General features: G+C 47.1%; 23 protein-coding genes. 11 read left to right on the forward strand and 12 right to left on the reverse strand.

Going from position 1 to position 23,768, the window contains the following annotated elements; translation table 11 throughout:
• Positions 1–46 precede the first annotated feature (46 nt).
• Positions 47–1,255, reverse strand: a complete 1,209-nt coding sequence (locus tag J9B83_RS09685; RefSeq protein ID WP_211536557.1) for an AGE family epimerase/isomerase — start codon at positions 1,253–1,255, stop codon at positions 47–49.
• 152 nt (positions 1,256–1,407) lie between these two features.
• Here J9B83_RS09685 and J9B83_RS09690 point away from each other — a divergent pair, with 152 nt between their 5' ends.
• Together J9B83_RS09690 and J9B83_RS09695 are read left to right on the forward strand one after the other, a co-directional pair.
• Entirely contained in the window at positions 1,408–2,610 is a 1,203-nt protein-coding gene (locus tag J9B83_RS09690) for an ROK family transcriptional regulator (protein WP_211536558.1), read from the forward strand.
• A gap of 63 nt (positions 2,611–2,673) precedes the next feature.
• Positions 2,674–4,191, forward strand: a complete 1,518-nt coding sequence (locus J9B83_RS09695) for a TyrR/PhhR family helix-turn-helix DNA-binding protein (protein WP_211536559.1) — start codon at positions 2,674–2,676, stop codon at positions 4,189–4,191.
• A gap of 60 nt (positions 4,192–4,251) precedes the next feature.
• Here J9B83_RS09695 and J9B83_RS09700 read toward each other — a convergent pair whose 3' ends face one another.
• From J9B83_RS09700 to J9B83_RS09715, 4 genes are all read right to left on the reverse strand, one after another.
• A complete protein-coding gene (locus J9B83_RS09700) occupies positions 4,252–4,416 on the reverse strand; it encodes a hypothetical protein (RefSeq protein WP_211536560.1) in 165 nt (54 codons plus the stop codon).
• A gap of 163 nt (positions 4,417–4,579) precedes the next feature.
• On the reverse strand, positions 4,580–5,401 hold the full coding sequence (locus J9B83_RS09705) for an HAD-IIB family hydrolase (protein ID WP_211536561.1): 822 nt from the start codon (positions 5,399–5,401) through the stop codon (positions 4,580–4,582).
• Between the two features lie 161 nt (positions 5,402–5,562).
• Positions 5,563–5,916, reverse strand: coding sequence for a HopJ type III effector protein (locus J9B83_RS09710; RefSeq protein WP_211536562.1), 354 nt, complete (start codon positions 5,914–5,916; stop codon positions 5,563–5,565).
• A 96-nt stretch (positions 5,917–6,012) separates the two neighbouring features.
• Positions 6,013–7,206 (reverse strand): Bcr/CflA family multidrug efflux MFS transporter, encoded by a 1,194-nt coding sequence (locus tag J9B83_RS09715; RefSeq protein ID WP_211536563.1) that lies wholly within the window; start codon positions 7,204–7,206, stop codon positions 6,013–6,015.
• A gap of 266 nt (positions 7,207–7,472) precedes the next feature.
• On the opposite strand from J9B83_RS09715, the gene J9B83_RS09720 reads away from it, so the two are divergent.
• Positions 7,473–9,326, forward strand: coding sequence for an ABC transporter ATP-binding protein (locus tag J9B83_RS09720; protein WP_211536564.1), 1,854 nt, complete (start codon positions 7,473–7,475; stop codon positions 9,324–9,326).
• A 10-nt stretch (positions 9,327–9,336) separates the two neighbouring features.
• A complete protein-coding gene (locus J9B83_RS09725) occupies positions 9,337–9,666 on the forward strand; it encodes a DMT family transporter (RefSeq protein ID WP_211536565.1) in 330 nt (109 codons plus the stop codon).
• A gap of 56 nt (positions 9,667–9,722) precedes the next feature.
• Here the strand turns inward: J9B83_RS09725 and J9B83_RS09730 are convergent, their stop codons facing one another.
• From J9B83_RS09730 to J9B83_RS09740, 3 genes are all read right to left on the reverse strand, one after another.
• Positions 9,723–11,483 carry an alpha-amylase family glycosyl hydrolase gene (locus tag J9B83_RS09730; RefSeq protein WP_211536566.1) on the reverse strand — a complete coding sequence of 587 codons (1,761 nt, stop codon included), beginning with the start codon at positions 11,481–11,483 and terminating at the stop codon, positions 9,723–9,725.
• A gap of 36 nt (positions 11,484–11,519) precedes the next feature.
• Complete coding sequence (locus J9B83_RS09735) at positions 11,520–12,755, reverse strand: glycosyltransferase family protein (protein WP_211536567.1); 1,236 nt, start codon at positions 12,753–12,755, stop codon at positions 11,520–11,522.
• 96 nt (positions 12,756–12,851) lie between these two features.
• Complete coding sequence (locus J9B83_RS09740; protein ID WP_211536568.1) at positions 12,852–13,673, reverse strand: HAD-IIB family hydrolase; 822 nt, start codon at positions 13,671–13,673, stop codon at positions 12,852–12,854.
• A 139-nt stretch (positions 13,674–13,812) separates the two neighbouring features.
• On the opposite strand from J9B83_RS09740, the gene J9B83_RS09745 reads away from it, so the two are divergent.
• A complete protein-coding gene (locus tag J9B83_RS09745; protein ID WP_211536569.1) occupies positions 13,813–14,700 on the forward strand; it encodes a DMT family transporter in 888 nt (295 codons plus the stop codon).
• A gap of 101 nt (positions 14,701–14,801) precedes the next feature.
• Here J9B83_RS09745 and J9B83_RS09750 read toward each other — a convergent pair whose 3' ends face one another.
• Both J9B83_RS09750 and J9B83_RS09755 read right to left on the reverse strand, forming a co-directional pair.
• Positions 14,802–15,677 carry an MYG1 family protein gene (locus J9B83_RS09750; RefSeq protein WP_211536570.1) on the reverse strand — a complete coding sequence of 292 codons (876 nt, stop codon included), beginning with the start codon at positions 15,675–15,677 and terminating at the stop codon, positions 14,802–14,804.
• A gap of 113 nt (positions 15,678–15,790) precedes the next feature.
• Positions 15,791–16,222, reverse strand: coding sequence for a MerR family transcriptional regulator (locus J9B83_RS09755; protein WP_211536571.1), 432 nt, complete (start codon positions 16,220–16,222; stop codon positions 15,791–15,793).
• Between the two features lie 68 nt (positions 16,223–16,290).
• On the opposite strand from J9B83_RS09755, the gene J9B83_RS09760 reads away from it, so the two are divergent.
• Positions 16,291–17,019, forward strand: a complete 729-nt coding sequence (locus tag J9B83_RS09760; protein ID WP_211536572.1) for a cation diffusion facilitator family transporter — start codon at positions 16,291–16,293, stop codon at positions 17,017–17,019.
• Between the two features lie 100 nt (positions 17,020–17,119).
• Here J9B83_RS09760 and J9B83_RS09765 read toward each other — a convergent pair whose 3' ends face one another.
• Positions 17,120–17,671, reverse strand: coding sequence for a carboxymuconolactone decarboxylase family protein (locus J9B83_RS09765; protein WP_211536573.1), 552 nt, complete (start codon positions 17,669–17,671; stop codon positions 17,120–17,122).
• A 150-nt stretch (positions 17,672–17,821) separates the two neighbouring features.
• On the opposite strand from J9B83_RS09765, the gene J9B83_RS09770 reads away from it, so the two are divergent.
• The gene (locus tag J9B83_RS09770) at positions 17,822–18,409 is read left to right on the forward strand and encodes a TetR/AcrR family transcriptional regulator (RefSeq protein WP_211536574.1); all 588 of its coding nucleotides are present in this window, start codon (positions 17,822–17,824) and stop codon (positions 18,407–18,409) included.
• 2 nt (positions 18,410–18,411) lie between these two features.
• On the opposite strand, the gene J9B83_RS09775 is transcribed toward J9B83_RS09770, so the two are convergent.
• Entirely contained in the window at positions 18,412–18,849 is a 438-nt protein-coding gene (locus J9B83_RS09775) for a DUF3010 family protein (protein ID WP_211536575.1), read from the reverse strand.
• A gap of 318 nt (positions 18,850–19,167) precedes the next feature.
• On the opposite strand from J9B83_RS09775, the gene J9B83_RS09780 reads away from it, so the two are divergent.
• The 4 genes from J9B83_RS09780 (at position 19,168) to J9B83_RS09795 (ending at position 23,683) form a co-directional block, all read left to right on the forward strand.
• On the forward strand, positions 19,168–20,400 hold the full coding sequence (locus tag J9B83_RS09780; protein WP_211536576.1) for a pyridoxal-phosphate-dependent aminotransferase family protein: 1,233 nt from the start codon (positions 19,168–19,170) through the stop codon (positions 20,398–20,400).
• 229 nt (positions 20,401–20,629) lie between these two features.
• A complete protein-coding gene (locus J9B83_RS09785) occupies positions 20,630–21,622 on the forward strand; it encodes a Bug family tripartite tricarboxylate transporter substrate binding protein (RefSeq protein WP_211536577.1) in 993 nt (330 codons plus the stop codon).
• A gap of 98 nt (positions 21,623–21,720) precedes the next feature.
• Positions 21,721–22,161, forward strand: a complete 441-nt coding sequence (locus J9B83_RS09790) for a tripartite tricarboxylate transporter TctB family protein (RefSeq protein ID WP_211536578.1) — start codon at positions 21,721–21,723, stop codon at positions 22,159–22,161.
• A gap of 1 nt (position 22,162) precedes the next feature.
• Positions 22,163–23,683, forward strand: coding sequence for a tripartite tricarboxylate transporter permease (locus J9B83_RS09795; RefSeq protein WP_211536579.1), 1,521 nt, complete (start codon positions 22,163–22,165; stop codon positions 23,681–23,683).
• Positions 23,684–23,768 lie beyond the last annotated feature (85 nt).

Raw genomic sequence — 23,768 nt, forward strand, 5'->3', positions numbered from 1 at the left:
TTGCCCCTTGCTTATCGTCAATGCTTTGCCAGTCTAGTTCGGGAGTTTATTGTTTCAATTGCTCGATAACTTCATAACACGCGCCCATGGTGTGGTAATCGGTTTTACCCGCTGGGCTTTTACAATTGTCTATGGCTTGGTTGTCTTGGGTTAGAATGCGAAACCATGCGCCATGGTAATGGTCGATCATATGCGACCAGCTGTATTGCCAAAGCTGCTGGTAGCATTCCCAGTACTTGTCTTCTTTAGTATAGATGGCCAGCATGGCGGCAGCGGCAAAGGACTCGGCTTGTACCCAGAAGTATTTGTCACCATCGCACACTTGTCCCTCTAGATCGTAGCCATAACAGAGGCCGCCGTGGGTCTTGTCCCAAGATTTTGTCCAAGCTCGGTCGAATAAATGCTGGGCGGTTGGTATCAGCCAAGCTTGTGGTGAGCGTTGATGAATTAACAATAACAACTTGGCCCATTCGGTCTGATGACCAGGCTGGAAACCCCAAGGGCGAAACAGATTTTTTGGGTCGTCTTTGTTGTATTCCCAATCTACTTGCCAATTGGTGGTGTAGTGTTCCCAAATTTCGCCCCCAGCCAGTTTGGCTTGGCGGAGACAGATATTGTGAGCCAGCTCAATGGCACGCTCTAGGTATTTTGGCGATTGGGTGGCATCGTACGCAGCGATAAGCGCTTCGCAGCTGTGCATATTGGCGTTTTGTCCGCGATATGGTGAGACGGTTTGCCAGTCTGGGGAAATTTCATCTTTGTACAAACCAAATTCGGCGTCCCAGAAATGGGTTTCCATGGTGTTAAAGGTTTCTTCTATCCAAGGTTTGACTTCTTCCACACCGGCTTTGTAGGCAGTGGCATAGGCCAGCATGACAAAGGCAAAACCATAACAGTGATTGGTTTCATCTAGGTTTTGATCTTGGCTGAGGAGCCATACATAACCACCATTTTCTCGCAGGTGACGCTCACGCAAATAGCGTAAACCATGACGAGTGGCGTCTAAATAGGCTTGTTGGTCAGAAGCGCTTGCGTTGTTGGCCGCAGCCGCTTGATAGGCTTTGGCGTAATTAAACACAAAGCGGGTACTGCTTACTAGATGTCGCGTATCTTTGTCGTAAATTTCGCCATCGTCTTTGAAGAAGTGAAAAAAACCCCCTTTTGGATCGAGACAACGAGGATGATAAAAGCCCAAGGTGGTTTGTATGTGGTCTTTTAGGAAACGAGGTGATGCGAAATCAGGAAGCGAAGACATGAGGTTGTCCTTGTTGTGGCGTCGATATTTTTATTGGTCTGGTCAGTACTTTTTTGAGCAAGAGTTAATCTAAATGAGTTATATTATTAAATCAATTAGATTTATTAAATGTCAGCAATTAGTTTACGGGCTTAATTAAAAGGTGATCGGCTATGAAATCGTCAGGAAGTACGTCTGAACAAGGCCGCGTTTACAATGAAAGAATCATTCTGCATCTGGCGAGACAACACCCAGAAATTTCTCGGGTCACTATGGCAGAGCGCACTGGCTTAAGCGCTCAAACCATCTCGGTGATTACCTCTTCTTTGCTTGAGCGAGATCTGCTTACTGTTACCGGTAAGGTAACAGGACGACGCGGGCAACCTTCTATCAAGCTAAGCATTAATAAAAAAGGCGCTTATGGACTGGGTATCAATGTGGACCGAGATCATATCAGCGCGGCTTTACTGGATTTTAGCGGCGACTGTGTCTTGCTGCTTGAGCGTATGGTGTCGTTTCCAACAGAGCATATGGCGAAAGCCATTGCCATTGAGTTGATCGAAGAAGTAAAAGCGACCCTTGGTGACGATTGGCGAAAGGTGCAAGGCATTGGCTTAGCCAGGCCCGACTATATGGACTCTTGGCTCGATACCTTGGTGACGGACACCGAACAAAGAAGCAAGCTAGAAGCATTAAAGCAAGCCTTGGCTTATTGGCAATCGGATGCTTTTGAGGTCTGGTTGGCGGAATTAACGGGCGTGGCCTGTTACTGCGAAATCGACGCCGTGGCCGCAGCGACGAGCGAGCTTTTGTTGGCAACGAAAGCACCGCAACGGGACTTTTTTTACCTATTTGTAAGCCGTGCTTGTGGTGGTGCTATGGTGGCCAATGGCGAGTGTTATTTTGGTGCCCATGGAAAAGCAGGCAGTTTTGGCCTGATTCCAGCGGCAACGGGTAAGCACGGTAAATGGATTCTTGAGGCTTTGTCCTTGTCGTCGTTAGAGCGCTTTTTTGCCGCTCATCAGGCCGCTTGGCCAATAGACGATTTTGCATGGGGCAACCCCGCCAATAAATCGCTGATCGATCAATGGGCGAGAGAGGTCGCTCTGGAAGTCACCCCAGCGCTGACCTCTGTGATTGCCTTGTATGACCCCGAAGCCTTACTGATTGGAGGGCGCCTGCCATCGTCTGTGTTGACGGCACTGATCCGTCACATTGAGTCCAGCCTGATGAAGCACAGCATGCTGCCGACTCCTTGTATAAGAGAAGCGCAAACGGCACGCACGGCGGGTGTATTAGGGGCGGCGGTACTGCCATTGTATGATTCTTTTGCGCCGCAAAGAAATTTGCTGCTACTGGATTCCAAAAAGCGCTAAGTTCTAAAGAAGGCTATACGACAAAAACACGTCAATCTAATCAACCATGAGACGACAAGGGCTATGAGACTAGAAATACAATGTGAAGATCGAATAGGCATGGTGCGCGAAGCATTGGATTTGTTCATTCCTCATGGTATCGACATGCGGCTGGTGGAGGTTGATACACAGCGGCGTTGTATTTATTGTGGCTTTTCCGACATCCCTTTTCCAAAATTGCAGCGTTTGCTAGCGGATATTCGTCGCTTAGACAGCGTCGAAGATGTGAAAACCGTGATGTTCACCCCATCAGAAAGAGAGCACAACGCGCTTTATACTTTGCTGGAAGCTCTGCCCGATGGGGTTGTGTCGGTGGATTTAAAAGGCCAAATTACCATGGTGACGCAATTGGCAGCCGATGATTTGGGTGTTGTGATCACAGACTTATTACACAAACCTTTATCGCTCTTTATTAAAGGGCTTAATGTATCGAAAGACACATGGACAGACCCTAATCGTGGCATGAGCAAACGTATTCGTCTTCGTGGCAAAACTCTATTGTTAGAAACTAAGCCGATTTTTGTGACCCACGACGATGGTGCTAAATTGCCGGCTGGCAGTGTGATTTACTTAAAATCTCAAGCGCGGTTGGATCGTCAAACGGCCAGTTTGAAGCAAGCCCCCGAGGCCGAGAATCACTTAGAACATTACTTTCAACCGTCGGTGATTAAAAGCGGTGCCATGGGACGTACACTGTTAAAAGCCCGCGCCTTTGCTCATTTAGACGCGCCCCTGTTGATACAGGGGGAAGTGGGCACGGGTAAGCGAGATCTAATCGAGGCTTTATTTCAGTATTGGCAACAGCAGCAGGGCGACGATGAGACTCAATTGCGGGTGCGTTCCGCTAGAGACTTATCCCAAGCCGATATTGCGCAGTTAGATAACCCTGAACTCACCGCGGGTTGGTTGGTGATTGAAGACATAGAGCACCTAGACAAGCAAGTGCAGCTTGATCTTGTCCAATGGTTGCTGAAGCAACCGAGTATGCACACCAGTTTAGATGCCAAAGTGCGCATAGTCAGCGTGTCGTCTAAGGATGAAAAAGCCCTAGGGAATGGTGAGATATTGGATCGAGGTTTGTACTTCGAATTAGCAAGCTTAGTGTTGTCGCTGCCTTCGCTGCGAGAACGCAAAGCTGATCTAGAGGGCTTGGTTCAGCAAACCTTATTATCTCAATCAGAACGCTATCGCTTTTCTATGCCAAGCGTGTCCAAAGGCGCGCTGGCTAAACTAGCTTTGTACGATTGGCCAGGTAATCTGAAAGAGTTGCAAAATGTGTGCTTGCAAACTCTACTGACGGCGACCAATAAAGAGTGGCAAGCAGAAGACATTCACCTAGCCGAAGCCCAAGAAACGGCCAGTCTACGTTTGTTGGATGGTTCGTTGGAGAAAACCGTGAAGCAATGGGAAGCGGATCTGTTGCGGCGTTTGTACCCCAACTTTCCCAGCACTCGAAAACTCGCCAACGCAGTTGGAATGAGCCACAGTGCCATTGCGAATAAATTAAAAGAGTATGGGATTAATACAAAAACGCCGGATTAAAATCCGGCGTTTTTGCTAGTAGAAATAGTTAACACAGAGGTAGCATAGCCGCTTTGGTAATTAGTCTGGGCGTTTCTGGCGCGATATAGGTCGACGCATTTTTTCTTCGCGCTCGATTTTAATTGGCTGAAGTTTGGTTTTTGGTGCGACAGCGATTTTTTGAATGTTGGCTACCAAGAAAGCAATGGCTGCACAGGCAGCGATAAACAATAGAAATTCAAACATGGCATTTCTCCAATTTCGTTATTCTTTTAATCATGATGGTGCATTATGACCACTGGGTAAAGGCAATTATGTTGTCTTTACGTTAATGGCGGCATGGGAGTTAAAAATCAACCCAAGTCGGTTATTTGTCGTTCTTATTGCGCGTTTTCATTTTACAGACTTTCTACAAGTCATAACGTTTTCTTAAATACCGAGCCACGCCGTCTTCGTCGTGATGACCGATAATCTGGTTGGCGGCTTCTTTCACGTGGGGCATGGCGTTGTCTGTCGCAAAGGCCTCGTCGGCCACGTTGAACATGGATAAATCATTGTCGCCATCTCCGAATACTATTAACCGTTCGGCACCGACTTCCGCTTTTAGTTCCGTAAGTGCTGAGCCTTTGCACACATTACTGTGATGAATATCTAACCAAAAGGCATCCTGATTGTAGATTCCGCCGCCTGAGTAGGCGGTAAGATGCTGGTGTTTTTTGCTGTCTTGAATAATGTTATCGATAATTTCAGGTCGTCCCATGGCGCTGATGTTGGTGATTTTCGCGTGTTGGGGCAGTTCATCAAGCGTATGCAAACTCATGTTTTTATTGTTGCCCAGCTCATTGGCTAGGTAATTGTTCACATCGCCAATAACAGGGGAATGATATACACGGTGTGAGCCATCTTCGTCGAGGCAAAAAACGAAGGGCGTTATTTGGTTTTCTTCAAACGAGCCAAGTAACTCAAAAATATGCCCTTGGGACAACAGATTACGGTGACGATATTGGCTTTGGGCTGGGTCCCACCATTCCACACCATTTTTGAAGATTTGCCAGTTTGGAAAGTCATGGCCTTGAATGCAGGGCATGGCGGCGAAATGGGTGCGCCCTGTGGCGACGGTATAAAATACGCCCGCTGCTTTTAGGCGATCCAAGGTTTCTAATGTGTAATCAGAAAGGCGCTGGTGCCGGTTGAGTAGGGTACCGTCTAAATCAAAAGCCACTAATTCCATAATCACCTCATCGTTTTCAGTGTCAGCACTATCGCATTGAATGGGGACGGGTTTCAACCATGGCAAAGCGTGGGATAGTTTGTGAGCTGTGAATTAGACAATACGCCATTGAGATAAAAGAGGATCACAATGGCGTCGGTGTGTCGGCTGTTAGCTGTGGGTTACACGCTTTTAGCTGTGAGTGCAGGGGTTGGAAACGCAATGCCGCTCCAGCCATGGATCATAAACTGACGAATGTTCTGATGGTCTTCCCCCGTTGGGTTGTCTAACACGTCGACGCGGTAAAAGTCACCGAACAAGTTCAAGGTTTCGATTTTGTTTAGTTTAAGCAAAGAAGCCAGAGAGAAAATTTTGCATGAACCATTATTTTCATTAAGTCCGTTGCTTTGTTCGCCATTAGTGAAAGACGTCGGTGTGAAATCGTATTCACGTTCGATCACATCAATGACTTCTTTAAACATCACCTGTTCAGGGGTGGTCTTGACTTTCTCAACAAGGGTTTGAGTGGTTAGCACAGTAGGCTCCTTTTAGTGTTATAAAATTTAGAGTTATAAATTCAGATATAAAGTAAGACTATTAAATAATGATTTTCGATAAAGGTCTAGGTCGATTCACTGTTCCAGCATTGGTTTTGTGTAGCGAATCGTTACTTGAAATACCACAAAGGAAATGACGCCACAGGTCGCTATGGTGACCAGCATGGGAATAAAGGTGCCATTGTGCAGTAGACTGATGACGGTGCCGCCTAAAGCACCAAACGCAAAACGAGAGGTTCCTGCGAGGGCGGTGACACTGCCATTGTGGTTGCCAGCGTGCTTGAGTGCACCGGCCATAAACCCGCTGCCTAAAATCCCCATCGGGCCCATGTACATGATGCTGGCAACAATGATGGTCCACAGTGGTGGTCGATCGAACAGACAGATAACGAGCATCATCACAGACGCAAAAATAGGTACATAAATCGCGTATTTAGACAGGGTTTCTGTTCCTAGCTTCTCTACATAACGGCTGTTGATGGTGGAAGCAATCATCATGGAGATCACGTTTAAGCCCACTAAAAAACCAAAGTGAGCAGGGTCAACATCATAGATTTCGATGTATACAAACGATGCACCGGTAATAAAGCTCATCATGCCGCCAAAATAAAAGGCGGCCACCACGATATAACCCAATACGGAGGGGTTTTTTAATAAGGTGATATAATTACGAATGGCCTTCATAAAAGAGAAAGGCGAACGGTTTTCTACCGGCAAGGTTTCTGGGATGACACGTAAAAATAACCCTATGGCACTGAGAGCCAACAGACCTAAGAAAACAAAAATGTAGTGCCAATCCAGCAAGGTCAAAATAGCGCCGCCAATAATAGGCGCTGCCAATGGTGCTAAGGCCATCACCAACATGACCAGAGACATGGCTTTGGCGAATTGGTTGATCGACATGCCATCTTTGACCAACGCGGGAACACATACAGCCACAGCCGCGCCACCAAAAGCCTGAATAGCACGACCTGTCAGCAGCATGTCGTAGCTTTGTGACAAAGCACAAAAGAAGCTACCGAAGGCAAACACCAGCAACCCGCCTACCACCACACGGCGGCGGCCAAGCGCATCGGAAATCGGCCCAAAAACCAGTTGAAACAAGGCAAACACAATCAGATAAATACTGAGCGTTAGCTGAACCAAGCCAATGTCCGTGTTCAAACTGCTGGCGATTGTGGGGATACTGGGAAGGTAAGCATCAATGGCAAAAGGGGTCAAACCAGCCAACAGGCCAAGGACTAAAATAACAGGTAAAGTGAGCTTCATATATCAACTTAGTTAGGGCCATCTTTTTGTTTATACGCAGAATGCTTATTAAACAAAAATCCAACGATCAGAGTGAAAGAAAGTATAATCGCTTTGTATTCACAAGGACGGATTAATTGTGCAAACACTGAGTAAAGACAGTACGGCGTCAATTTTAAGGCTTTATCAGTTGTGGTGTTCATTTTTGTAACGTGGTTCAATTTCGCTCTTATTTTGTGGGTTGGTCATCTTAACTCATTCACTGTTTCCCTTTTAAAAGGAATGTCATGCTAGGTTTTTTTGAAAAGTGGGTCTCTGCATACCCTGATACCGAAACCGCTCAAGCCCCTAAAACCTTGTACGCATTTTGTCGATACTTTTCAAAAGGGGTGGAAGTGCCGCTTTTGCTCATGTCTTTGCTCACCGCCACCATTGCTATTTTGGAAGTGGTACTGTTTAGCTTTATGGGACAGCTGGTGGACTGGTTGATCAACCGAGATCCTGAGACGTTTTTTGCCGAAGAAAGCACCCATTTATTATTAATGTCGTTGATGATCTTGGTCGCCATGCCGGTGGTGACTTTCTTACATTCGGCGATTATTCACCAAACCTTGCTGGGTAATTACCCCATGCGCATACGTTGGTTATCGCACCATTATATTTTGCGTCAAAGTATGTCGTTTTTTCAGGATGAATTTGCTGGGCGTATTTCTACCAAGGTGATGCAAACCTCTTTGGCGGTTCGAGAAACCGTGATGAAGTTGCTCGATGTGCTGGTTTACATCTCGGTGTACTTTATTTCTATGGTGGTGTTGATCGCCAAAGCCGATTATCGCTTGATGATTCCTATGCTGGTTTGGCTCGCCTGTTATGTACTTTTGCAGGTCTATTTCGTGCCAAAACTGAAAAAAATCTCAGCGGAACAGGCCGACGCCCGCTCTACTATGACGGGGCGAATTGTCGACAGTTACAGCAATATTTCTACGGTCAAACTTTTCTCCCATCACCAACGGGAAGCGGATTACGCCAAAGATGGCATGGACGGTTTTCTACAAACCGTACACAAACAGATGCGTTTGGTCACCATGCTGAGCGTGGGCGTCCAAGTTTCGAATTATGTTTTGGCGTTTTCAGTGGCGGCCTTGTCGATTTGGTTATGGACCGGCAGCATTATTAGCGTGGGGGCGATCGCCATTGCGGTGAGTTTGGCCCTTCGCCTGAATGGCATGTCCCAGTGGATTATGTGGGAAATCAGTACCTTATTTGAAAACATCGGCATGGTGAACGATGGAATGAAAACTTTGTCTCGCCCGATTGAGATAGAAGATAAACCGAACGCACCAAGCTTATCCGTGCCAAATGGCATGATCGAATACGATGCGGTGAATTTTCACTACGGCAAACAAGACAGCAAGGTGATCGAAAATTTGGTGTTGTCGATCAAAGCGGGCGAAAAAGTCGGTTTGGTCGGTCGCTCTGGTGCCGGTAAATCGACAATCGTGAATTTGCTGATGCGTTTTCATGACATCGAGTCAGGGCAAATTCGCATTGATGGACAAAACATTGCAAATGTTCAGCAAGACTCATTGCGTGCGCAAATCGGCATGGTGACGCAAGATACGTCTTTGTTGCACAGAACGGTGCGAGAGAATTTGCTCTACGGTCGCCCGGACGCATCCGACGACGAGATGATCGCGGCGGCGAAAAAAGCCGAGGCGCATGACTTTATTCAGACCCTTACCGACCCGTTTGGCAATGTAGGTTATGACGCTATGGTGGGAGAGCGTGGCATTAAGCTTTCTGGCGGCCAACGCCAACGTATCGCCATTGCCCGAGTGTTGCTAAAAGACGCTCCCCTGTTGGTGCTAGACGAGGCTACCTCGGCGTTAGACTCTGAAGTGGAAGCAGCGATTCAAGAAAGTTTGTACAAGTTAATGCAAGGCAAAACCGTAATTGCCATAGCGCACCGTTTATCTACTATCGCGGCCATGGATCGTTTGATTGTGTTAGATAAAGGGAATATTGTGGAGCAGGGCAGTCATGAAGAATTGATTCAACACAATGGCATCTATGCAGCCTTGTGGGCACATCAAACAGGTGGCTTTTTAGCAGAAGAGATTACATTAGAAACGGACGTTTAAAAAACTGACCATGACTTACTTTATTTTGTTTTTAGCCATTGTCGCTGAGGTGGTTGCCACATCGGCGCTAAAAGCGTCGGATTCGTTCAGCAAACTGGGCCCTAGCATCATTGTTGTGGTCGGTTATATCTTTTCTTTTTACCTCCTCACGATTGTCATGCGCACCATACCGACTGGCGTGACTTATGCGATCTGGTCAGGTTTGGGCGTGGTGTTGATTTCTTTGTTTGGGTATTTGTTTGCCAACGAGAAACTGGATCTGGCGGCGTGGATTGGCATGTCGCTTATCGTGATTGGCGTGGTGGTCATCAATGTGTTTTCAAAAACGGTGAGCCATTAAACTGAGTCAATCACTCACCGCTGTGCTTCTGATAATTTAGTAAAGTCGTAAGCGAATCAAACCGTGCTTTTAACACGACCTTTTTTGTTTGCCAACCAGACAAATTGATAGGGCATTAAGGTAATTTTGCCCAAGTGATCTTCGTATACCTGCTCTGATACCAAATCCGTCCAGTCGTCTGTGGCGATCAAGTTTAGTTCCGACAAGCTGAAGCTTTGCGGCTGATCCGTCATGTTATACACGGCGAACAAGCTTTGACGGCGGTCGAGACTTTGGCGCCAAAAGGCAAACAGATTTTCCCCCATGTGCAACACATACTGGGTCGCATTTGGGTGAAACGCCGGTTGAACGCGACGAATCTGCGTGAGTTTGGTGACACTGTTAAAAACTTTTTGATGGTGAGTAGGCGTATTAAGCGCGTGCTCTAGATCTTCCATATCCCAAATATGGCGGTTAATAGAACGAAAGTGTCCGGTGTTTTCCACTCTTTCTAAATCGTTTTCTGTGCCAAATAAACTATGGATATAAAACGCTGGCACGCCTTCTAAAGCCATCATTACCCCAGCGGCGCAAAGGAATCGGGCAAATTGCCATTGATCTGGTCCTTGTTGCGCTGAACCAGATAACGCATTCCACAGGCTGATATTGATTTCGTAAGGTTTAGCTTCACCCTCTGGCGTGGTGCGCGAGCTGATTTTGCCGCCGAAGCGTTTCATGGTGTTGATTAACGTCTCTAACTCCCATTCTGATAACAAGCCTTCGGTTGGGCGCAGGCCAATGCCATCATGAGAAGCGAGGAAGTTCAAATAGGTCGTGCCTTGCTGGGCGGGCGGCATGCTCATTAACCATTGTTTCAAATGGTTGCTGTTGCCTGTGACCAAGCTGTTAATCAGTAACGGTGGCAGAGAAAAGTTGTAGATTAAATGCGCTTCGTTGGCGTTACCAAAGTAGGTCAGGTTTTCTTGGTTGGGAATATTGGTTTCGGTAATAATCACCGACTCTGGGGCGTAATGTTCTATCATTAAGCGCAATAAGCGAATAATTTCATGGGTTTGCGGCAAATTAATGCAGCTGGTGCCGGGAATCTTCCACAAAAACGCCACCGCATCCAAACGAAACCAGCGTATGCCTTTTTCAAGATACAAATGGATAATGCGCAAAAATTCCAGTAGCACCTCTGGCTTTTCAAAATTCAAATCCACTTGGTCATGGCTAAATGTGCACCACACGTGCTTTTCACCATTTTTGGTTTGCACTTCTCGTAGTAAAGGCGAGGTTCTTGGGCGAACCACAGCGCTCAAATCCATATTAGGGTCGGCTTCATAGAAAAAGTTGGCGCCCGGATCAACGCCGGCTTTGAAGTTCTCAAACCACATGCTGCGGCTGGAGCAGTGGTTGATTACTAAGTCACCCATGACTTTAAAGTCTTTGGCGAGATTTGAAACATGACCCCATCGCCCACAGGACGGATTCACCGTGGTGTAATCCATTACGCTAAAACCATCATCTGAGCTGTAAGGAAAGAAGGGCAGCAAGTGCACCGCAGAAATCGAGTCAGCCAATTTGCTTTTAACGAACTGATGCAGGGTCTCCAAAGGGGCTTCATCTTTACGACGCAAAGTATCAGCGTAGGTAATGAGCATAATATCGGACTGATCCCACAGGTTTTTGTGGGGGCGAGGAGATTCAGTGGCAGGGTCTAGGTGGAAGGTCGCCAAACATTTATCCGCCAAGTCTTTACCGTTCAGATGAGGGTAAATGGTTTGTAAATGCGCGATCAGCCGAGGTTCTAAATGAGATAAAGGGGCGTTTTCCATGATTATCTACCTGTGTTGTGGATCGAAAAAGTCATCCTATTTGGATGACTTGGGGCCAAACTCATTCATGTCTAATTCCACTGCGTTTGCCAACTGAGACATGACACCCGGAAAAGCGCTAACAACGCGGTTCCAGCTTGGAATAAAAGGCGTTTCCATCGGGTTTTCAAGGTACTGGTTACCCGCTTTCATAATGTTACTGGCAAAGAGCTCGACCGCTTGCTCTTCGGTGTGCACGTCTAATTTAAGGCCATTTATTTCGGCATCATTACGATAGGTTTCAATGAAATCCAACGCCACGCGGTAATAGGTCGCCTTGATAGTACGGAAGGTTTCCTGGTTAAAAATTGTGCCATTGGTGGCCAGCTTTCTAAAAATCGCCTTGGTGATATCAATGGACATTTTAGACAAGCCGCCGTCGTCGTTGTCGGCAGAAAGGTCTTGGTGTTTGTGGTCGTAAATATCGGCAATATCTACCTGACACAAGCGGTTGGTCGAATAGTTGCGATACATTTCACTTAATACGCCAATTTCTAGACCCCAATCACTGGGGATGCGTAAATCGGTCATCACATCACGACGGAAAGAAAACTCGCCAGCCAGCGGGTAGCGATAACTGTCTAGATAATCCAAATAATCCAAATGACCAAAGACTTTTTTCAATGAGCACAATAACGGCGTGACCAGCAAACGGCTGACACGGCCGTTCATTTTGCCGTTGGCGGCGCGGGCATAAAAGCCTTTACAGAATTCGTAGTTAAAATTGGGGTTAGCGACTGGGTAAATCAAACGTGCCAGTAATTCACGATCGTAGGTGACAATGTCGCAATCATGCATGGCGATGGATTCGGCTTTGCCCGCTGCTAAGTTATAGCCCATACAAAACCAAACGTTACGGCCTTTGCCTGGGTCAGATGGTGACAAATGTTCGCCTTTTAACACACTGTCGATGGCCCGTAAGCGTGGACCGTCGTTCCATAAAACTTTGACATTTTGTGGTAGAACGCTGAAAAAATCTAAAGCGTGGCGGTATTGTTCTTCGGTGGCGCGATCTAGACCAATGATGATTTCAGACAGGTAGGGTACCTGTTGCAAATGCTTCAAGATATTTGGCATAGCGTCTGTTTCTAACTCTGAATACAGACAAGGCAGAATAAGAGACATGGGGCGGGTTTTTGCAAACTCACAAAGCTCCTTCTCCATTTCTTCTAACGGTCGATTGGCCAGGTTATGAAGAGTGGTAATGATACCGTTTTGATGAAAGTCACCCATGGTGGATCTCCTAAATAATAATGTAAATGCTGTTTTTGTTGGTGTTGTTTTCTACTCGTTCTATTTTTACTGTTTGTTTTTCACAAGGTGATTTGCCTACAAAATGCCATGTTTAGTGAGCCATAAATCGACGGCTTGTGCCCAGCCTTCTGGTCCATAACCGTCGGTTAACCAGGCATCACTTCGATGTGGTATTTCTGGTGGCGCATGCACGGGCGAACGAACCACCACAGGCACATCGGCTTTGCTGAGCATGCCAATGTCGTTTTCACCGTCGCCTAATGCCATGGTGTTGATGGGTTCGTCACTTTGTTGTTCATACACTTCGATCAACCATTGCATGGCGTTGGCCTTGTCGCACTGTTTTCCCATAAGGTGAGCGAATCGCCCGCCTTTTTGAACCTGAACATCGAAGGGAGCCAGTTGATCTCGCAGGGTGTTTAAAGCCTGTTTGGAGTCGTTCCACACCATGGGCTCGGTAAATTCGCGCTGCATGGCTTGAGTAGCACTTTTTTCATCTAGGCCGGTGATTGATATCAGCTCTTGGCAAGTCATGTCGCTGAAACGTTGAAAGTCGTAGCTGTCGTGTTTGTCGTTGGTCAGTTCGATGAGCTGATCACGATGAGGCCCGAAGGATTTACGCCAATAGTCGCCGCAGTCTTCGAGTGTTTCTTCAATATTAAGAAAGAAGTTTTTTGGAAGGTAGACCGCAGAGCCATTTTCGACAATAAAAGGGCCTTGATGTTCTAGAGCCTGGCGGAGCGAAAGAAGCTCGGCAAAGGTTTTGCTGGTATTGATAACACAAGGAATAGCAAAGGTCTTTAAGGACTCTAAAGTGGCCTTAGCGGGCTGAAAACTGTAGGTGTGATGATCAAGTAAGGTGCCATCTAAATCGGTAAAAAGTAAAAGCGTTGTCATGTTCATTCCTGTTTGGGTCCATCCGAGTCTTGCTGGTGGACGTTAATTTAGGCTTGCAAATCCAGTGCCAGTGCGCAAAAGTAGCCACCTTCTTAAACAAGGTGAGCGTCCTAGGTTAACTGGGCGATTAAACAAATTGATGACAGGTTCGCTACGGTTACCCTTTTTTATTGCGCTTGCGTTGCTCGCGTTCGCGGCCAATTCGGTATTGTGTCGATTGGCATTGGCTGGCGGGTTAATCGACCCTGCGAGTTTTACCCTGTGGCGCTTGTTGAGCGGTGCCGTTACCTTGGCATTGTTGTGTCTGTTGCAATCGTTCAAAACCAAGCCCCAGTCGTTATCTAGCATATGGCGTGAGGGAAGCTGGTTATCGGCGCTGGCTCTGTTTGTTTATGCCCTTGGCTTCTCTTATGCCTATGTGACGTTAGAGACTGGAATTGGGGCGTTAATCTTGTTTGGCGCGGTGCAATTGACCTTGATTCTCTTTGCGGCTTGGGCTGGGCAAAAGCTGGCGTTCTTAGAGTGGCTAGGGCTGCTTATCGCCTTTGCTGGTTTCGCTTACCTTGTGCTGCCGACCTTATCGTCGCCGTCTTTGATAGGCTTCATTTTGATGACGTTTGCGGGCATTGCGTGGGGGCTGTATACCTGGCGCGGTAAGATTTCTGCTAAACCCTTGTTTGCCACCACGTCTAACTTTGTGCGTACCATTCCCATGCTGGGTGTGGTGTTGCTCGTTGTGAGTGTGAACGGCACGATACAAATGGATTCAGAAGGGTTGTTTTACGCCATCGTCTCAGGCGCAATTATGTCGGGATTAGGCTATGCCTTGTGGTACGCGGTATTGCCTTATCTTAGTGCCTCGTTAGCGGCGGTATTACAGTTGTTGGTCCCTGTCATCGCGACATTGGGCGGCGTTGTTTTTGCCAATGAATCCATTACCTTACACCTTATGATCGCCACATCGGGCGTACTTGGTGGGGTGTTGTTGGTCATTATTGGGAAAAAACGCACCTCGAAAAATGCCTAGTTTTGGTGCGTTTTTGGTGTGATGTGCAAAAATGGGCAGTCCGTTTGCCTAAATTAGGTCGTTATTGGCGGCTAAACTTTAAGCGAAATCTTGTCTTCAACTTAGTCATTCAGCGCCATATTGGCCATCTTCATGGTGCTTTCAAACGAGCCGCAGCCTGCGATAAAGCGACCATTATGACAAAACATGGCGTCGTCTAGACCGGTAACGGCTTGCAGTTGTTCATCAGATAAGCCAGCCCATGGGGCAGGAAGTTTTTTACGGTCTTCGAATGAGCCAAGCTCGACGGGCACAGTTTGAATGCGCCACTGTCCTGTCTGTGATGGGTAAACCATAAATAAGGCGTCTTGCGATAATCTAAGGACGGTGGTTTTCCACGGCGTGTATTGTTCCAAAACGATGACTCTTGGGTCGTCGGCTTTTTCGATGGCGTTGGCCACGATACTTTTTGCGTTTACACCACCACTGGCAGCGGCAATGAATCGAGTCAATAGACGAGATGCAAAGGCAACGGCTTCATCGAAACAGGCGTCAAAATCGCCTTCTTCTTGCCATGTAGGATTAAACATAGAAATGGTCTGGCTAAGACTAATGCCCGTTTGCACGCCTTCTACGTGTCCGCAATCAATAGCGTCTATCACTGAGACGAGATTTTTGTCTAATGATTGAGCGACTTCTTTACTGCCAGCGCATATGTCTAGGCCGTACTTTTGCCAAATTAAGCCAAAAGATGAAAAGGGAATACCATTTTCTCGTGCACCAGCGCCGCCTTTTTGATGATGGTCGAAACGGCCTTTATCTGCGTCGTATATTCCACCTACGTCGACCACAATGTCCGCTTTGGCAATGATGTCTAAATCACGTGTGCGGATTAAGTCTACCGATGGGAAGATCTGTTTAAGCGCGGCGACAGCAAACACGTCGTCGGCATGAAAGTTGCCATTGTGCGTTGCGATTACTTGAGTTTGTTCAGTCATTCTATTGTCTCTTTGGTTGATCTTGTGTTACTTGGCAGCACACAGGTATTAAGGGCGCAATGTTACGGGGTTTTGACGAAGGGTGACACCGTTCATTTTAATAGAGTTTGGGTCTAATCAGTCGGTGATCCAGCACCTACCGTCTCGTTGGATAGGGTTTCAATAATGCGACAATTAAAAATAACCCCACCTTCACAACACCCATTGAGTCTTTTTAGTTCGTGCTCCATTGCCTGCAAATCTTTCAAACGCGCCCGAACCTGTTCCAATTGCTGGTTCACTTTAGCGTCGACACTGGCACACGGTGCCTGTTGCTGGTCTGCCAGAGACAGCAGTTCACGAATATCATCAAGACTGAAACCGAGACCTCGGCTTCGTCGGATAAAGCGCAGTCGCGAATGATCTTGTGCCGTGTACAGTCGATACCCAGATTCCGAGCGGGCGGCCTTTGGTAAGAGTCCGATTTTTTCGTAATAGCGAATGGTAACCGACTTGATACCAGTACTCTTAGCCAGTTGTCCGACCGTGTATTTTTTTTCGCTCATGGCTATTGACCTTATAGCTACTATAACCCTTATTGTATCAGCGAATTTCAAGCTAAGGAGAGTCTGTAATGGACAATTGCTGTGAAAATAAAGCGGGTGAACTGGCACAACTGAGAGCCAGTCAAAGTAAGGTGCTTTATATTGCGTTTGCTATAAATGCGGTGATGTTTGTGGTGGAATTTTGCGCTGGATTAATGGCAAGCTCGACCGCGCTGCTGGGAGACTCACTAGACATGTTTGGTGATGCGTCAGTTTACGCGCTGACGCTTTTTGTGTTGGATAAAAGCCGCCGTGCACGAGCTGGGGCGTCTTTGTTCAAGGGTGGGTTCATGCTGTTGTTTGGTGTCGTCGTTGTCGCCGATGCTATCCGTAAGCTCATGGTACAAGAGCTGCCCGTTGCTGAGTGGATGAGCGCTGTGGGTGCCTTGGCCTTAGTGGCAAATGGCATTTGTTTTTGGTTACTTTATCGACATCGTGCCGATGATCTTAACATGCGTTCCACTTGGTTGTGTTCCAGAAACGATCTGTTCGCCAACAGCAGCGTGATTATTGCGGCGGGGCTGGTGGCTCTTACCAATAGTCTCTGGCCAGATATTATTGTGGGCCTGGCCATCGCCGTGCTGTTCTTACTCTCTGCTTGGCAGGTTATCCGAGAAAGCCTCGTGGAATGGCGTGGCGAGCGTTCTGATGCCAGCACCACAGTTAACACTACTTCAGCCACAGAGGCGGCAACAGCGGGCAGTCACTGCTGCTCGTCATCACAAAGCTCTTGTACCAGTAAATCTGACAAGAGTTAGGTCGAATTAATGTGGGGTAACAAAAAAACGGACAAGGCTAAGCCCTGTCCGTTTTGGTTTTTAGTCTATTCTCTTTCGTTTGGTATGTATTCGTAATGAACTAGGATTTAGTCCAAGCGAAAGGTTTGAACATATCATCAACGGGTGTTTTAGCCACGTGGTTTACGTAGTTACTGATGACTTTTTGAGACAAGCCAAGGATGATTTCTAAGACTTGTTTTTGGCCGTAGCCTGCGGCGTAAAATGCCTCTAGTTCGGCATCTGTAGCGTTACCGCGCTGACGAACTAAGCTGAGTGTTAGGTCTTGAAGCGCTTGTAGTTTCGGCGTTGGCATGGGTTCGCCATTGCGCAGGGCATCGGTAAGAGCTGGGTCTACTTTCATTGAATGCGCGATGGCAGTATGGGCAGGCACACAAAAATGGCATTCGTGTTCAACGTTAATGGTTTGCCATACTACCGTTAATTCTTCTGCATCAAATGACGTCGCGGTAAACGCCTGATGCAGTTGAGTGTAGGCTTTTAGGATTTCTGGTGACTCCGCCATTACTGCATACAAGCCTGGGATAGTGCCCATTTGCGCTACCGCGCCTTCAAGAATTTCTTTACTGCCTTCGGGGGTGGTGTCTAGTGTGTGAAAAGTAAATTCGCTCATGGTTGGTTTCCTATTCAATAATTAAGGTTCAAGTAGAGGCTTTTTTATAAAGCCTTTCTGAATGTCGAGAAACAATTTAACTTTAAATGAACGATCGTTCAAGCTATATTTGAACAACCGCTCAATTATATTTTTTCATAAGGTTAGATGATGAGTAAAAAACCCAAGTTTGAACGCGAGCAGGTGATTGCGAACGCGACTAATCTATACTGGGAAAAAGGCTATCACGGCACGTCCATGCGCAATCTTCAAGACGCGATCGACATGAGGCCGGGCAGTATTTACGCCGAGTTTGGCAACAAAGATGGTGTATTTAAAGCGTCGCTGGAATTTTATGCTCAAGCGGCAATTGCGCAATTGAACAAGATCAAAGCCGATGGCTTGTCGCCACTAGAAGCCTTAAAGGCGTTTGTAAAACACGCCGTGGTGGATTCTCAGCACAATGCGCCGAGCAGTGTGTGTATGTTGGCCAAAACGATAGCGGAGCTGACAGAGGAACACGAAGAATTATTAACGGTGGCAAAGCAGGCACTGAAATCCGTAGAGCATCAGTTTGCGCTCTTGATTGAGCAGGCACAGGAAGCGCAAGCCGTTTCGTCACAAAAAAGCGCCAGTGAACTGGCGCGTTTCTTACAGATTCAAATTACTGGATTACGCACTTACGCCAAAACCAGCGACGAGCCACTGCCACTGGCGCAGATGATTGACGATCTGTTTGAGCATTATCCTTTTCAATAAAGTTACGCTTCTGGCAAATGCTCAGACAGCGCCACGTAAGCCACGGTGAAAGCGCCTTCTTGGAACGCGCGTAAGCCAGTGGCTTTGAAAGGAATCGGCATGGGATTGTGTTGCAAAATCTCTTTGGTTTTAGCGCCACTGAACAAATCCACTTTTACTGTGTCAATTAGCTGAATAGCGGCTTCGATTTTAAAGCCCACAGCGCCCCCTGCAAATTTTCCTTTAGTCGGGCGCTCGCGAATCACCACGCGTTTTACCTTGTAATCCTCAAACAGCTTTTTCAGCATAAATTGAAATTTTCGTACGCTTTCGGCGTTATCTGGGTTGCTCAATGTGTGTCGTGTTTGGCGGCAATCGGCAATTTGAAATAAGCCGTCTTGCTTAGATAACAAGCACAAAATAACTTCGCTGCCTTTGATTTCGATACCACAAGTGATCATAACTGCATCCTAACAATGTCCTAGTAAAAGTCTTGGTGAAGGTTTTGGCGCATTATGGCACATCAAAGGGCAATCTCGCAGAGTAAAAAATGCTGCACCTTGAAAACCAGACACGTCATATCTGAGGCGAAATAACTCGGTTATGGTTTATTACACTCTTTTGATTTTATCATCTCTTATTTTTTAAAGGGATCTTGTAATATTGCGAGATAATATTTTGCCAAAACGCAAATAACGACATTTTATTCTGCTAAAAGCGAAAAAATGCTTATGCCGATAAGATGACTCTTTTCCTTCTGACTAATTAGGTTGTATAAAATGACGGCTTTATCGCCCATGGGGATTCCTTGTCCTCAGGTGAAATCTTTAGACGAAATTCTTCCACATGAACCTTTATTGATGATGGGCGCAGGCCCAGTTCCCATTCCTGAGCGCGTGGCGAAAGCCAACTCTGTGGTGATCAATCACCTTGGCGGCGTGATGGCTCAGGTGATTGATCAAGTAAAGGCCATGGCGCGTTATGTGTTTCAAACCGAGTCTAAATGGGTTCTTGGCGTGGCAGGGCCGGCATCGGCGGCGATGGAAATGTCGGTGGCGAATTTATTAGAGCCAGGCGAGCGAATTTTATGCATTAACAACGGTTTTTTTAGTCACCGGATGGCGGAAATGGCGACGCGCATTGGCGCCGATGTGCATGAATTGCATGTAGGCGTACACGAAGCAGCTGACCCTGAACGAGTGCGTCGTGCCATCGAAGAAACGTGTCCAAAAGTACTGACCTTGGTACAAGGGGAAACCTCCAATACGGTGTTTAATCACTCGTTGCAAGAGATCACCAAAATCGCCAAATCCTACGGTTGTCTAGTGGTAGTCGATGCCGTGTGTACGCTCAGCACCATGCCTTTGAAAATGGACGAATGGCAAGTGGATGTGGTGATCACCGGCGGTCAAAAAGGTTTGTCGTCTATTCCGGGCGTGTCGTTATTGGTGTTTTCAAACGAGGCATGGGCAACGGTTAAAAATCGCAGCAAGCCAACCGTGCAATGGTGTTTTGACGCCCAATTGGCAGAGAATTTTTGGCACAACCATGGTTACCATTATACCGCGCCTGTGTCTGGCATTATGGCGTTGCACGAAGCCTTGAAATTGGTCTGCGACGAGACGCTGGAGCATCGATTTGCTCGGCATTTGCGTTGTTCAAAAGCCTTGCAGGCGGGTGTGGAGGGGATGGGCTTGTCGCTGTTTATTCCTGAATCTTCGCGGTTGAATTCTGTCGTGGGGATCAATATTCCGGAAGGTCTGACAGCACCACAAATTTGTCGCCATATATCCGATATGTATCGAGTGGAAATTGCCGGCTCCTTTGGTCAACCGATCATTCGTATTGGCCAAATGGGTGAGCAATGCCGCGAGCATAACTTATTTCGTACGCTTCATGCTTTGGGCAGCACCATGCGAGATTTAGGAGTAAAGGTAGACCAACCTAATGGCATGGCGGAAATGGAAAGCTATTTGCAAAAAGTGCCTCGAACCTTGTATCAAGTAGCTTAGTGTTATGTGAATCTGGCTTTTTGCAGGTTTAATCAATCTCCTTGTGGCGATGAGCCATAAGGGGATTTTTTTTGGCTGGCAAGCAAGGCAAGAAAAAATAAGCAAAAAATAGTCAAGGCTGACAGGATAGTGACAGGTTTAGCGCGTAAGGTTTACCGACTCAAGTAGGTTGAACAACTTTATAACTTGATTGGCTACCCACAAAAAAAATAACAAGCAGGAGATAACCATGCTTAAAACCCTTTCTCTGAAATCCGTTCTTATCACTGGTGCTGCGGCACTGACCATCGCTGGACAAGCTTACGCTTACGAACCTGCTCGCAGTGCTGAATGTATCGCACCGGCTAACCCAGGCGGCGGTTGGGATTTCACTTGCCGTAGCGTCGGTAAGGTTCTGGTTGATCAAAAATATTTCTCTGGCAATGTGCAGACCGTTAACATGTCTGGTGCGGGTGGCGGTGTGGCCTTTGCTCATACAGTCAGCAAGCGCGACAGCGATGCTAACCTGATTGTTGCGGCGAGTACGGCGACGACAACCCGTCTTGCGCAAGGTCAATTCCCAGGCATGAACGCTGACCAAGTTAAGTGGGTAGGCACATTGGGCGCAGACTACGGCATCATCGCCGTGGGTAAAGACTCTAAATACACCTCTTTGACACAAATGATCGAAGCGCTTAAAAAAGACCCAGGCGCGGTAAAATTCGCCGGTGGTAGTGCATCCGGTGGTTGGGACCATTTAAAAGTTCTGATGACGGCGCAAAAAGCCAACGTGGAAAAATTACCACGCATTCGTTACCTAGCGTTCAGCGGTGGTTCTGAAGCCTTGGTTCAGGTGGTTGGCGGACACGTTGATGCTTTCACGGGTGACATCTCTGAAGTGAAAGGTTTCATGGATTCCGGTGACCTTCGCGTATTGGCTGTTCTTTCTGAAGAGCGTTTACCAGCACCGTTCGACGCTATCCCAACGGCGATGGAGCAGGGCATTGATTCTGTTGCACCAAACTGGCGTGGTTTTTACGTTCCGGGTAATGCCGAAGCGGATTCTTACGACTGGTGGGTTAGCACTATCGATGAGCTATACAAAACCCAAGAATGGAAAGATGTGATGACCAAAAACGGTCTAATGCCCTTCCATAAGTCTGGTGCTGATTTTACACAATTTGTGAAAAACCAAACCTTAGACATCAAAATCTTATCTCAAGATATCGGTCTGATTAAATAACATCAGACGATTTTTGGAGGGGGCATTTGTTCTAACACAGTGCTCCTTCCTGTTTTCTTTTTTCACCCTTTACTTATTCTCTAACATGGAGCAAAGACATGCGTATTAATGATCGTGTGTTTGGCATGCTTATGCTGATTCTCGCCGTTGTGTACGGCTGGGAAGCAACAAAGTTCCCCATTCCCTTTGGTGGACACGAAAGTGTCGGACCTGAAACCTTTCCTATTATGTTGTCCATCATTCTAGGGATCAGTGCCATTTACCTGATGGTTCGCCCCGATGAAGATGAGCCATGGGCACCTGTTGGTATGCTGATTGAGCTTGGTGTGGTGGTGCTTTCCATGTTGGCGTTTGCTTGGGCGATCGAGCCAATCGGATTCATGCCGGCAGCAGCCTTGGTGGTGAGTTTTTTAAGTTGGCGGATGGGAGCCAGCATTGCGAGAAGTGTGATCACAGGCGTGACCAGCTCCGTGGTGATCTTCTTCCTATTCAATAATGTGCTAGAACTAGCACTGCCTCTAGGTCTATTGGAGTTTTAATATGGATACTATGAGCTTATTAATGCAAGGCTTTGCGGTGGCGTTAACGCCGGAAAGCATTATGTTTGCAGTGATCGGTGCCATCTTGGGTACGCTGATCGGTGCCTTGCCAGGCCTTGGCCCTGCAAACGGTGTGGCGATCCTGATTCCGTTGGCCTTTAGTTTGGGCTTGTCTCCAACATCGTCGTTGATTTTGCTGACATCGGTTTACGCTGGTGCCATGTACGGCGGTCGAATTTCGTCTATTTTGCTGAACATCCCGGGCGATGAGCCAGCCATGATGACCTGTTTAGACGGTTATCCTATGGCGGTGAAAGGCAAAGCCGCGGAAGCCCTAGCGATTTCGGCTATTGCGTCTTTTTTTGGTAGCTTTATTGCCACCATCGGCTTAGTAATTTTAGCGCCGATTTTGGCGAAGTTTGCCTTGAAATTCGGTCCTTCAGAATACTTCGCTTTGTTTGCCTTGGCGTTCGCGACCTTGGGCGGCATTACCGGTAAAAACCAGTTTAAAACCTTGATGGCCGCGGCGATTGGTCTAATGATCGCCACAGTGGGTATCGATATTTCTACCGGTGTGCAGCGTTTTACCTACAACACCTTGGAGTTGTTTGAAGGCGTTGACTTTATTATTGCGATCGTCGGTTTGTTTGCGATCAGTGAGTTGTTGTTTTTCCTTGAGCGTCACGCGGGTGATGGTCTAAAACAAGTCGCGATTAACAAGCTGAAATTGTCACCAAAAGACATTATTAAAGTACTGCCTGCGTCTTTTCGTGGTGCGGTGTTAGGCTTTGTAGCGGGTGTTTTACCAGGTGCAGGCGCCTCTCTGGGTAGTTTTATTAGCTATACATTGGAAAAACGCGTATCTGACAAGGGCGAATTTGGTAAAGGCGACCCTCGTGGTGTGGCTGCGCCAGAAGCGGGCAACAACGGCGCAGCATCTGGTGCGCTTGTGCCTATGTTGACCTTGGGTGTACCGGGCAGTGGTACGACTGCTGTGTTGTTGGCCATGTTGATCTCGTTGAATATTTCTCCGGGTCCTATGTTGTTCCAACAAAATGCCGACTTGGTATGGGGCGTTATCGCGGCCATGTTCGTCGGTAACCTAGTCTTGTTGCTGTTGAACATTCCTATGGTTGGCATCTTCGTTAAGTTGTTGAGCATTCCGCCCAAATACTTGATGCCAGTGGTCACGCTGATCGCCTCAGTGGGTATTTATTCTGTGAGCCACAGCGCGCTGGATTTGTACTTCATGGTGGGCTTTGGTGTGCTGGGTTACATCTTCCGTAAAGTGGATATTCCTCTTGTGCCTATTATTCTTGGCATGTTGCTTGGGCCAGAAATGGAGAAAAGCTTGCGTCATGCCTTGGTATTATCCGATGGCGATTGGGGCGTGTTGTTCAACAGTGGTTTGAGCATTGGTCTATGGACGGTAGCGATTCTTGGTTTGGTATTGCCAATTATTATTGGCCCGATTGTTCGCGCTAAAATGAAGCGATCAAAAGACACTGTTAAAGACAGCTAAGCCCTGCAATACTAAGGGTAATGTGACACAAAAATTCGAGCCGCGAGAGTGGCTCGAATTTTGTCGTTTGTACTCTTAAATGTGT

The sequence above is a fragment of the Marinomonas vulgaris genome (assembly GCF_018145875.1).
In the GTDB taxonomy this organism is placed as follows: domain Bacteria; phylum Pseudomonadota; class Gammaproteobacteria; order Pseudomonadales; family Marinomonadaceae; genus Marinomonas; species Marinomonas vulgaris.

Coding starts and splice junctions, on each gene's coding strand:
- J9B83_RS09685 (WP_211536557.1), bottom strand. CDS start 1,255: ATGTCTTCGCTTCCTGATTTCGCATCACCTCGTTTCCTAAAAGACCAC.
- J9B83_RS09690 (WP_211536558.1), top strand. CDS start 1,408: ATGAAATCGTCAGGAAGTACGTCTGAACAAGGCCGCGTTTACAATGAA.
- J9B83_RS09695 (WP_211536559.1), top strand. CDS start 2,674: ATGAGACTAGAAATACAATGTGAAGATCGAATAGGCATGGTGCGCGAA.
- J9B83_RS09700 (WP_211536560.1), bottom strand. CDS start 4,416: ATGTTTGAATTTCTATTGTTTATCGCTGCCTGTGCAGCCATTGCTTTC.
- J9B83_RS09705 (WP_211536561.1), bottom strand. CDS start 5,401: ATGGAATTAGTGGCTTTTGATTTAGACGGTACCCTACTCAACCGGCAC.
- J9B83_RS09715 (WP_211536563.1), bottom strand. CDS start 7,206: ATGAAGCTCACTTTACCTGTTATTTTAGTCCTTGGCCTGTTGGCTGGT.
- J9B83_RS09720 (WP_211536564.1), top strand. CDS start 7,473: ATGCTAGGTTTTTTTGAAAAGTGGGTCTCTGCATACCCTGATACCGAA.
- J9B83_RS09725 (WP_211536565.1), top strand. CDS start 9,337: ATGACTTACTTTATTTTGTTTTTAGCCATTGTCGCTGAGGTGGTTGCC.
- J9B83_RS09730 (WP_211536566.1), bottom strand. CDS start 11,483: ATGGAAAACGCCCCTTTATCTCATTTAGAACCTCGGCTGATCGCGCAT.
- J9B83_RS09735 (WP_211536567.1), bottom strand. CDS start 12,755: ATGGGTGACTTTCATCAAAACGGTATCATTACCACTCTTCATAACCTG.
- J9B83_RS09740 (WP_211536568.1), bottom strand. CDS start 13,673: ATGACAACGCTTTTACTTTTTACCGATTTAGATGGCACCTTACTTGAT.
- J9B83_RS09745 (WP_211536569.1), top strand. CDS start 13,813: ATGACAGGTTCGCTACGGTTACCCTTTTTTATTGCGCTTGCGTTGCTC.
- J9B83_RS09750 (WP_211536570.1), bottom strand. CDS start 15,677: ATGACTGAACAAACTCAAGTAATCGCAACGCACAATGGCAACTTTCAT.
- J9B83_RS09755 (WP_211536571.1), bottom strand. CDS start 16,222: ATGAGCGAAAAAAAATACACGGTCGGACAACTGGCTAAGAGTACTGGT.
- J9B83_RS09760 (WP_211536572.1), top strand. CDS start 16,291: ATGGACAATTGCTGTGAAAATAAAGCGGGTGAACTGGCACAACTGAGA.
- J9B83_RS09765 (WP_211536573.1), bottom strand. CDS start 17,671: ATGAGCGAATTTACTTTTCACACACTAGACACCACCCCCGAAGGCAGT.
- J9B83_RS09770 (WP_211536574.1), top strand. CDS start 17,822: ATGAGTAAAAAACCCAAGTTTGAACGCGAGCAGGTGATTGCGAACGCG.
- J9B83_RS09775 (WP_211536575.1), bottom strand. CDS start 18,849: ATGATCACTTGTGGTATCGAAATCAAAGGCAGCGAAGTTATTTTGTGC.
- J9B83_RS09780 (WP_211536576.1), top strand. CDS start 19,168: ATGACGGCTTTATCGCCCATGGGGATTCCTTGTCCTCAGGTGAAATCT.
- J9B83_RS09785 (WP_211536577.1), top strand. CDS start 20,630: ATGCTTAAAACCCTTTCTCTGAAATCCGTTCTTATCACTGGTGCTGCG.
- J9B83_RS09790 (WP_211536578.1), top strand. CDS start 21,721: ATGCGTATTAATGATCGTGTGTTTGGCATGCTTATGCTGATTCTCGCC.
- J9B83_RS09795 (WP_211536579.1), top strand. CDS start 22,163: ATGGATACTATGAGCTTATTAATGCAAGGCTTTGCGGTGGCGTTAACG.